Raw genomic sequence first — 9256 nt, forward strand, 5'->3', positions numbered from 1 at the left:
AACGCCCGGCGCCCGACCGGGCCTTGACCCGTAAACCCCAGGGGGCGCTTGTCACACTCTCAGGTACTTGCGCAACGCGATGAAGGCGGCGACGGCGGGCATCAGCAGCCCGATCGCGAGGACCAGCGGCAGCTTGGAGAGCACCGCGTCCCAGCCGATGAACTTCACCAGCTGCATCTTCTGCTGGAGGTCGAGGCCGCCGTCGATCAGGAAGTAGCGGCCGAGCATCAGCATGCCGCACGCCACCACGCCGCCGATCAGCCCGGCGAACGCGGCCTCCATGATGAACGGCAGCTGGATGTAGAAGCTGGACGCGCCGACGAGCCGCATGATGCCCGTCTCCCGCCGTCTGCTGAACGCGGAGACGCGCACCGTGTTGACGATCAGCATCAGCGCGATCACCAGCATCAGCGCCATCACGCAGAGCGCGGCGATGTTCATGCCGTTCATCAGCGAGAACAGGTTCTCCAGGATGGAGCGCTGGTCCTGCACCGACTGCACGCCGTCCCGGCCGGAGAAGGCGGTGGCGATCACCTTGTACTTCTGCGGGTCCTTGAGCTTGACGCGGTACGACTCCTCCATCTGGTCCGGGGTGATGGAGGACGCGAACGCCGTGTCGCCGTACTGCTGCTGGTAGTGCTTGTACGCCTGGTCGGCCGTCTCGTGGTAGACGTGCTGGATGATGCCCATCTTGTCCAGGTCGGCCTTGATCGACGCCTTCTCCTGGTCGGTGACGGCACCCTTCGTGCACGCGGGATCGCTGCTCGCGTCCGCCTTGTTGCACAGGAAGATGGAGACGTTGACCTTGTCGTACCAGTAGTCCTTCATCGTGCTGACCTGCTCGCGCATGAGCAGCGCACCGCCGAAGAGTGCCAGCGACAGGGCGACGGAGACGACGACCGCGAAGGTCATCGTGAGGTTTCGGCGGAGACCGACGCCGATCTCCGACAGGACGAACTGGGCGCGCATGGCGTCCTTTCAACTGTGATGCCTGGGTGGTTCGCGCGGCCCGCGAGGACCGCGCGACATCTCTGCGCGAGGGTCAGTGCTGGTAACCGTAGACGCCGCGGACCTGGTCGCGGACCAGCCGGCCCTTCTCCAGTTCGATGACGCGCTTGCGCATCTGGTCGACGATGTTCTGGTCGTGGGTGGCCATCACCACGGTCGTTCCTGTGCGGTTGATCCGGTCGAGCAGCTTCATGATGCCGACGGACGTCTGCGGGTCGAGGTTGCCGGTCGGCTCGTCCGCGATCAGCAGCATGGGCCGGTTGACGAACGCCCGGGCGATGGCGACGCGCTGCTGCTCACCACCGGACAACTCGCCCGGCATGCGGTCCTCCTTGCCGCCGAGGCCCACCAGGTCGAGCACCTGCGGCACCGACTTGCGGGTCTCGCCGCGGGAGCGCCCGATGACCTCCTGCGCGAACGCCACGTTCTCCGCGACGGTCTTGTTGGGCAGCAGGCGGAAGTCCTGGAAGACCGTGCCGAGCTGGCGGCGCATCTGCGGCACCTTCCAGTTGGACAGGCGCGCCAGGTCCTTGCCGAGGACGTGCACCATGCCGTGGCTCGCCCGCTCCTCGCGCAGGACGAGCCGCAGGAAGGTCGACTTGCCGGAGCCGGAGGAACCGACCAGGAAGACGAACTCCCCCTTCTCGATCTCCAGGGAGACGTCGCGCAGGGCGGGGCGGCTCTGTTTCGGATAGGTCTTGGAGACGTTGTCGAATCGGATCACGATGCACCACGGTCGGCCGGGAGTAGGTGTGCGTGACCTTACGCGAACCGGCTGGGCCCGCGCAGTCGGCGTCCTGGGTTGGGCGAATTGTCGCGCTGGAAGTAGCCGCGCGCGACTCGGCGGGCGGCCGGAAAGCGTACGGGAATCCGCCCGCCCGCGCCGAGGCGGCCGGGAACTGGCACAGTGGTGGGGGGAACGGTTGCGTTTCCCCGGGCGTTGCGCGGAGAGGAACACCACGAGCGGCTCCGCCGCGCGGTGAGGAGGAGAGCGCATGACCTACGACCGACTGGTGTGCGCCAACTGCGCGGGGCCGGTGAGCGAGGGCAGGTGCCCCGTGTGCCGGGCCAACAGGGAGCGCCTCCAGCAGAGCGGGCCCTTCGGCGGGCTGAGCCTGGCGGCCGTGTTGACGGTGCTGGTGCTGCTGATGGCGGCGGTGGCCCTGGTGGCGGTGAACCAGCCGGCCTGACGGGCTCCGGCGAGGGCGCGGCAGCAGCGAGCGGACAGACGGAGAGGGCCCGGACGCCGAGGCGTCCGGGCCCTCTCCGCGTACCGGCCGGGCGGGCCGGGTGCGCCGGGTCAGGCGGCCGTGTTCCGGCTCGCCAGACGCGGCAGGAAGCGGAAGCCGACGCCGCCGGCGATCATGGTCGCGGCGCCCAGGATCAGGAACGTGGTGTCCCCGGACCCGGTCTCCGCGAGCTGCGACGTGCCCGCGCTCTGCTCGACGGGCTGGTTGCCGACGCTGTCGGTGTCGGTGTTGTCGGCGCAGTTCACGCTGTCCACGTCGACGGTGCAGGTGTTGACGTCGCCCGAGCCGCCGGTGGAGGCGGAGCCGCCGGTCGCGCTCGAACCGCCGCCGGTGCTGCTGCCGCCGGTGCTGCCGGAACCACCGGTGGCCGAGGAGCCGCCGCCGGTACTGCCGGAACCACCGGTGGCCGAGGAGCCGCCGCCGGTACTGCCGGAACCACCGGTGGCCGAGGAGCCGCCGTCCGTGGCGGACCCGCCGTTGTCACCGGAGCCGCCGTCCGTGGACGTGCCGCCGTTGTCACCCGAGCCGCCGTCCGTGGACGTGCCGCCGTCGTCACCCGAGCCGCCGTCCGTGGTGGACCCGCCGTCGTCGCCGCTGCCGCCGTTGTCACCGGTGCTGCCGTCGCTGGTGGAGCCGCCGTCGCTGGTGGAGCCGCCGTTGTCACCGGTGCCGCCGTCGCTGGTGGAGCCGCCGTTGTCGGAACCGCCGTCGTCGCCGCCGATGAGACCGCCGAGCAGGCCGCCGACGCTGGCGGAGCCGGTCACACCGGAGGACGATTCGCCGCTGGCGCCCTCGGACGAGGAGCCGCCGGAGCCGCTGCTGCCGTCGGAGGTGCTGCCATCGGAGCTGCCGTCGGAGGAGGCGCCGCCGTTGCTGTTGCCCGCGTCGACACCGCCGGCACCGCCGGTGCTGCTGGTGTCGCCGTCGCCGCCGGTGGAGCTCGTGTCTCCGTCGGTCGGGGCGGCCTTGGGCGCGGTCTGGGCCGCCGGGGCAACGGCCTGCGCGGCCCCCGCGGCCGTCAGCGACGCACCGGCGACGATCACCGCGCCGGCGGCGATGCGCGCCACGCGGACACGCGTCTTCTTGGTCATCTGCCTGGTACCCCCAGTAAGTCAGTCGTCATGGGAGCAGCGCCCGGAGCGGCGGCCACGGGGAGCGGGTGCCTTGGTTCGTCCCCCGGTCACACGCGCCCCAGAATTACGCATGCCAGGCGCCAGCCTGGCGATTTTCCATATACGCGTCAAGGCCGTTGCGGGCGCGATGACCGTTACGGAGCGAGTTGTCCGACACGTCCGCCCCCAACTGTGACATAAAAGGGAACTGCCGCCTCCAAAGCGGCAGTTCCCTTGTCGACAAAGCGTCGCCCTTATTTCTCCTGCTGCTTGCGCCAGCGAATTCCGGCTTCGAGGAAGCCGTCGATCTCGCCGTCGAGCACGGCCTGGGGATTGCCCACTTCGTGGTTGGTCCGCAGGTCCTTGACCATCTGATACGGATGCAGGACGTACGAACGCATCTGGTTGCCCCAGGAGTTGCCGCCGTCGCCCTTGAGCGCGTCCATCCTGGCCTGCTCCTCCTGGCGGCGCCGTTCGAGCAGCTTCGCCTGGAGGACGTTCATCGCGCTCGCCTTGTTCTGGATCTGCGAGCGCTCGTTCTGGCAGGAGACGACGATCCCGGTCGGGAGGTGGGTGATGCGGACCGCGGAGTCCGTGGTGTTGACGCCCTGGCCACCGGGGCCCGAGGCGCGGTAGACGTCCACGCGCAGCTCGGTCTCGTCGATCTCGACGTGGTCGCTCTGCTCGACGACCGGCAGCACCTCGACGCCGGCGAAGGACGTCTGGCGACGGCCCTGGTTGTCGAAGGGCGAGATGCGCACCAGGCGGTGGGTGCCCTGCTCCACGGAGAGCGTGCCGTACGCGTAGGGCGCCTTCACGACGAAGGTGGACGACTTGATGCCCGCCTCCTCCGCGTACGAGGTCTCGTAGATCTCGGTGCTGTAGCCGTGCCGCTCGGCCCAGCGCAGGTACATGCGCTGGAGCTGCTCGGCGAAGTCGGCGGCGTCGACGCCGCCCGCCTCCGCGCGCACGTTGACGAGCGCCTCGCGCTCGTCGTACTCGCCGGAGAGCAGTGTGCGGACCTCCATCTCGTCCAGCGCCTTGCGCACGGACTGGAGCTCCGCCTCGGCCTCGGCGCGGGCGTCCGCGTCACCCTCGTCCGCCGCGAGCTCGAACAGGACTTCCAGGTCGTCGATGCGGCCGCGCAGCGCCTCGGTCCTGCGGACCTCGGCCTGCAGGTGGGAGAGCCTGCTGGTGATCTTCTGGGCCGCTTCGGGGTCGTCCCACAGGGACGGCGCCGCGGCCTGCTCCTCAAGAACAGCGATGTCTGCCCTCATCTTGTCGAGGTCCAGGACGGCCTCGATCGACTCCATGGTCGAGGAGAGGGACTTCAACTCTTCGGATACATCGACGACTGCCACGCGTCCAAGCGTAACCGCTGGCCGCTCCGCTCCCGCCCGGCCGTGCGGCGGCGACCGGGCGGGCGGTGGCCTCAGGGCGCGGGCCGACTGCTCTGCTTCGTGTCCTGCGGGGCGTCGTCGCCGCTGGTGGCGAACCATCCGCCGACGCCGAGGGCGACGACGAGGACGCCCGCGCCCACACCGAGGGTGATGCGGCGCTTGCGCACGGCCGCCGCCTTGTGGCTCTTGGCCGATCCCGGGCGCGGGGCGCCGGGCGCGCGCGGGACGCGGGCCGTGCCGCGGGCGCCGCCCGCCAGCTCGTCGGGGGCGGGCACCCGCATGCTGGTGTGGGTGTCCCGGTTGGAGTCGGGGGCGGAGCCCTGCACCAGGGGCACGGCGCCGCTGCGGCGCCGCCCCTCCTCCTCGCCCGCGGGCACGGCGCCCGGCGCGGCGGCGTGCCCGGCCGGCTCCTCCGCGTGCTCGGCGCCCGGCTCGTCCACGTCGAGCGGCGGGATGCCGGCGAGCAGGGGCAGCACCTCGTGCAGCCGGGCGGCCAGCTCGGAGGCGCGCAGCCGGGAGGCGGGCGCCTTGGCCAGGCACTGGACGAGCAGCTGCCAGAGCTCCTCGGGGATGCCGGGGAGCGGTACGACGGTCTCCGTGACATGGCGGCGCAGGACGGCGCCGGGGTGGCCGCCGCCGAAGGGCGTGAAGCCGGCGAGCAGCTCGTACAGGACGGTGGCGAGCGCGTAGATGTCGACGGCCGCGCGCGGCGGCAGGCCCTCGACGATCTCGGGCGCCAGGTAGTCGGGCGTGCCGATGATGCGGGTGGACTTGGTGCGGCTCGGGGTGTCGATGAGCTTGGCGACACCGAAGTCCGTGATCAGCGCGGGGTGGGCGCCGCCCGGCCCGGCGGGGCCCTCCATGTCGAGCAGGATGTTCTCCGGCTTGACGTCGCGGTGGACGACGCCCTTGGCGTGCGCGGCCGCGAGGCCCTCGGCGACGTCGGCGACGATCGCGACGGCGGCCTCGGGGGCGAGGCGGCGCTCACGGTCCAGCCGGGTGCGCAGGTCGGTGCCGCGGACGAGGCGCATCACGAGCGCCAGGTCGTTGCCGTCCACGACGAGGTCCCGCACGGCGACGACGTGCGGGTGATCGAGCCCGAGCAGGGCGGTGCGCTCCTGCACGAAGCGTCCGACGAGCTCCTGGTCCGCCGCGAGGTCGTCGCGCAGCAGTTTGACGGCGACGGGGCCCTCGGGCCCTTCGCCGAGCCACACCGTGCCGGCGCTGCCGCGTCCCAGGATCTGGGTGGCGGTGTACCGGCTGCCGATATTCCGTGCCAAGACTGCTCCCTCAGGCGGCTCGCGTTGCCCCTCGGCCGACCCTCAAAGTACGCGGCTTCCGGGGTGTTCCGTGCCCAGGACGGCGGCAACCTTCACTTCCGGGGAGGAATTCACCCCCGAAAGTCGACATAGCTATGACATGGCTACAGGGTCGGGTCCGTGCGGGACCGCTGCGGCACGTCGTACGGCGCCGGTGCGGGCCCCTGCGCGCGGCTCGGCGGCGCACCCGGCGGCGGCCGGGCGGTGGACTCCGCGGCGCACCCGCGGCGGCTCACCGGCCGGAGCCGGAGCCTCCGCCGCCCAGGTCCGAGATCCAGCCCGTCACCTTGGAGATGCCGTCGCCGATCGCGCTCCAGTAGCTCTTGCCCTCGGCGATCCAGCTCTGGAGCGGGGTGAGGTCCCAGACCAGCCAGCCCGCCACGAACAGCACCACGACGACCACGAGGCACCCCTTGAGGCAGCCGAGGCCCGGGATGTGGATCGGGTTGGCGCTGCGCCGCCGCGGCTCGCGCGCCGGACGGGGCTCGGGGCGCGCGGGCGGCGCGTACTGCTGCGGCGGAGCGGCGTACGGCTGCGGCTGGGGACGGTACTGCTGCGGCGGGGGCTGCTGCCTGCGGGGCTGCGGCCGGTACTGCTGCTGCGGGTAGGGCGCGGGTGCCGCACCGTACGGCGGGCGGCTTCCCTGCTGCGGCTGCCGGTGCGGCCGGTGGCGCAGCGGGTCCTGGTCCGGGTCCACGGGCTGGACCTGCGTCTGCTCGTTGCGGTCGCGCGCGGCCCGCAGCTGGCTCTCCCAGGGGTGCGGGCCCTGCCGCTCCTCGCCGCCTCCGGGGCCCTCGGGGCCCACGGGCGGCATCACGTTGGTCGCGGCGGCCGGGTCGTACCCGCCCTGGCCGCCGGTCCCGGTGTGCGGCAGGACGCTCGTCGGGTCGGCCGCGCCGCCGGCGGGCAGCACCTGCGTGGGGTCGGCGGAGGAGCCGCCCGTGGGCAGCACCTGGGTCGGGTCGGCGGCGCCCGGCGTGTCGGGAACGGCGGTGGGCGCGGGGTCGGGCGCGAGCAGCGCGACGGCGCCGAGGGCAGCGTCGACCTGCGCGGGTGTCGCGTGGACGCCGATGCCGGGCGCGACGGTGCGCAGCGCGGTGGCGAGGTTCACGGCGCTCGGCCGCTCGTCGGGGTCCTTGCGCAGGCAGCGCTCCATGACGGCCCACAGCGGCTCGGGCACGGTGGTGGGCCTGCGGGGCTCCTCGGTGAGGTGCTTCTGGAGCACTTCGAGCGAGGTGGCGCCGGAGAACGGGGGACGCCCGGTGAGCAGCTCGTACAGCAGGACGCCCGCGCCGTACACGTCGACGGCCGAGGTCTGCGGGCGGCCTTCGGCGGACTCGGGTGCGACGTACGCGGGGGTGCCGACGAACTCGGCGGTCCTGGTGATGCCGGGCGAGTCCGCGAGGCGCGCGATGCCGAAGTCGGTGAGCATCGGGTGGAGCTGCCCGCCGTCGTCCTTCAGCAGGACGTTGGCGGGTTTCAGGTCGCGGTGCACGACGCCCTGCGCGTGGCTCGCGGCGAGCGCGTCGGCGATCTGCGCGGTGAGCAGGGCGGCGCCCACCGGCGAGAACGGGCCGTTCTCACGCAGGTAGCGATGGAGGTCGGGGCCCTCGACGAGGTCCATGACGAGCGCGAGCAGGTCGCCCTCGACGACGAGGTCGCGGGTGCGCACGATGTTCGGGTGGGTGAGGCGGAGCAGGACGGAGCGCTCGCGCAGGAACCGCATCACGACGTCGGCGTCGTTGGCGAGCTCCTCCTTGAGGACCTTGATCGCGACCGTCTCGCCGGGCTGGCCGGGCACGGCCGCCTCGGCTCCGGCGGTCTCCCGCTGCGAAGCCCGCCACACGGTGCCCGTCGCACCGCGTCCGAGCGGCTCCACGAGCAGGTACTTGCTGCCTACCGGCCGCACGTCATGTGCTCCCTGCTGATAGCGGTCACTGCATCGTCCCGTCCCCCTGGGACCCCAGCCACTTTAGTGCCGCCGAAAGGGTCACCGGGGGTGATCGGCCGCGCCCCGCGGGGTGACGGCGGGGACGGCGCCCCGGGTAAGGACGCGGGTGCGGCGGGGGCGGTTGCCCGCGGGGCGGTCCTGTGCGCGCGGGAGCCGGTCCCAAGCAGGCATTTATGTGCGCACAGCCGACCAATCAAGATCACTTCGGACCGGGTCGCGGGCGCGTTGTCGGTGGCAGGTGCGAGGATGCCCTCACCCACCGGTGGATCCCCGCGGCCCGCCGGACTCCCCGCGCAGAAGGGACCGCTGACGGCGATGCAGATCCGGCTGACCGTCCTCGCGCCGGGGCGCGCGTGCGACGTCCGTGCTGGCCGTGATGGCTCTGACGGCTGTGATCTCTATGTGACGGCGCCCGCGGGCACGGCACTGGCCGCGGTGGCGTCCGGCCTTGCCACGGCCGTCCTCGGCGCCGACGCGCCGGCCTCCCCGGTGTTCTACGCGGGCCGGGCGCGGCTGGACGCGCAGCGCGCGCTGCTCGGCGTGCCGCCGCTGGTCGACGGGGCCGTGCTGTCGCTCGGCGCGCCGGGCGAGGACGAGGCGCCGGTACAGGAGGCGGCGGCGCAGCTGCGGGTGGTCGGCGGCCCGGACGCGGGCGGGGTGCACCTGCTGCACGGCGGCCGGGTGGTGATCGGCAGGTCGGCCGAGGCGGACGTGCCGCTCGACGACCCGGACGTGTCGCGGCTGCACTGCGCGGTGACGGTCGCGCCCGGCGGCACGGTGACGGTCGCGGACCTCGGCTCGACGAACGGCACGTCGCTCGACGGCGCGGCGGTCGGCCCCGCGCAGGTCCCCATGGCCTGGGGCGCGTGGCTGCGGCTCGGCGAGTCCACGCTGACGCTCGCACCCGGCACCCGCGAGCCCGCCGTGGCCACGGCGCCGGACGGCGAGGGGCATCTGCGCCTGGTCACCGGGGGAGCCGCGGACCGCGGCGGCACGGGCGCGGGCTCCGCGCCCGGGGCGGCCCCGGGCGGCGCCGCTACGGGCCCTGCGGGCGCGGCCGTGCACGGGACCGGGCCGTACGTCCCCGGGCCGTACGTTCCCGGGCCGGCGCAGCCCTCCGTGCCGCGGGCGCGGCAGGGCGGGAGCACGGGCAGCCCGGCCGGCGCGGGCACCCCGGCAGGCGCCCCCGCCGGGGCCGGCGCCCCGCAGGTGCCGG

8 protein-coding genes are annotated in these 9256 nt (G+C 73.2%); 2 read left to right on the forward strand and 6 right to left on the reverse strand.

Translation table 11 applies throughout. The annotated features are described in order from the left end of the window. Positions 1–51: 51 nt before the first annotated feature. Positions 52–969, reverse strand: coding sequence for a permease-like cell division protein FtsX (gene ftsX, locus ABEA77_RS30360; RefSeq protein WP_345654682.1), 918 nt, complete (start codon positions 967–969; stop codon positions 52–54). 73 nt (positions 970–1042) lie between these two features. After that, on the reverse strand, positions 1043–1732 hold the full coding sequence (gene ftsE / locus ABEA77_RS30365) for a cell division ATP-binding protein FtsE (RefSeq protein ID WP_345654685.1): 690 nt from the start codon (positions 1730–1732) through the stop codon (positions 1043–1045). Positions 1733–2003: 271 nt separating this feature from the next. On the opposite strand from ftsE, the gene ABEA77_RS30370 reads away from it, so the two are divergent. Further along, complete coding sequence (locus tag ABEA77_RS30370) at positions 2004–2198, forward strand: hypothetical protein (RefSeq protein ID WP_345654688.1); 195 nt, start codon at positions 2004–2006, stop codon at positions 2196–2198. Positions 2199–2308: 110 nt separating this feature from the next. Here the strand turns inward: ABEA77_RS30370 and ABEA77_RS30375 are convergent, their stop codons facing one another. From ABEA77_RS30375 to ABEA77_RS30390, 4 genes are all read right to left on the reverse strand, one after another. Continuing rightward, complete coding sequence (locus tag ABEA77_RS30375) at positions 2309–3349, reverse strand: hypothetical protein (protein ID WP_345654690.1); 1041 nt, start codon at positions 3347–3349, stop codon at positions 2309–2311. Between the two features lie 275 nt (positions 3350–3624). Continuing rightward, a complete protein-coding gene (gene prfB / locus ABEA77_RS30380) occupies positions 3625–4731 on the reverse strand; it encodes a peptide chain release factor 2 (protein ID WP_345654693.1) in 1107 nt (368 codons plus the stop codon). 71 nt (positions 4732–4802) lie between these two features. Continuing rightward, the gene (locus ABEA77_RS30385) at positions 4803–6050 is read right to left on the reverse strand and encodes a serine/threonine-protein kinase (protein ID WP_345654696.1); all 1248 of its coding nucleotides are present in this window, start codon (positions 6048–6050) and stop codon (positions 4803–4805) included. Positions 6051–6321: 271 nt separating this feature from the next. Continuing rightward, positions 6322–7998: a serine/threonine-protein kinase gene (locus tag ABEA77_RS30390; RefSeq protein ID WP_345654699.1), complete on the reverse strand. Its 1677-nt coding sequence runs from the start codon at positions 7996–7998 to the stop codon at positions 6322–6324. A 288-nt stretch (positions 7999–8286) separates the two neighbouring features. Here ABEA77_RS30390 and ABEA77_RS30395 point away from each other — a divergent pair. Further along, positions 8287–9256: FHA domain-containing protein (locus ABEA77_RS30395; RefSeq protein ID WP_425588420.1), on the forward strand; the 970-nt coding region annotated here is incomplete at its 3' end.

This window comes from Streptomyces tremellae, assembly GCF_039540215.1.
Lineage (GTDB): Bacteria > Actinomycetota > Actinomycetes > Streptomycetales > Streptomycetaceae > Streptomyces > Streptomyces tremellae.

Coding starts and splice junctions, on each gene's coding strand:
- ABEA77_RS30375 (WP_345654690.1), bottom strand. CDS start 3,349: ATGACCAAGAAGACGCGTGTCCGCGTGGCGCGCATCGCCGCCGGCGCG.
- ftsX (WP_345654682.1), bottom strand. CDS start 969: ATGCGCGCCCAGTTCGTCCTGTCGGAGATCGGCGTCGGTCTCCGCCGA.
- ABEA77_RS30370 (WP_345654688.1), top strand. CDS start 2,004: ATGACCTACGACCGACTGGTGTGCGCCAACTGCGCGGGGCCGGTGAGC.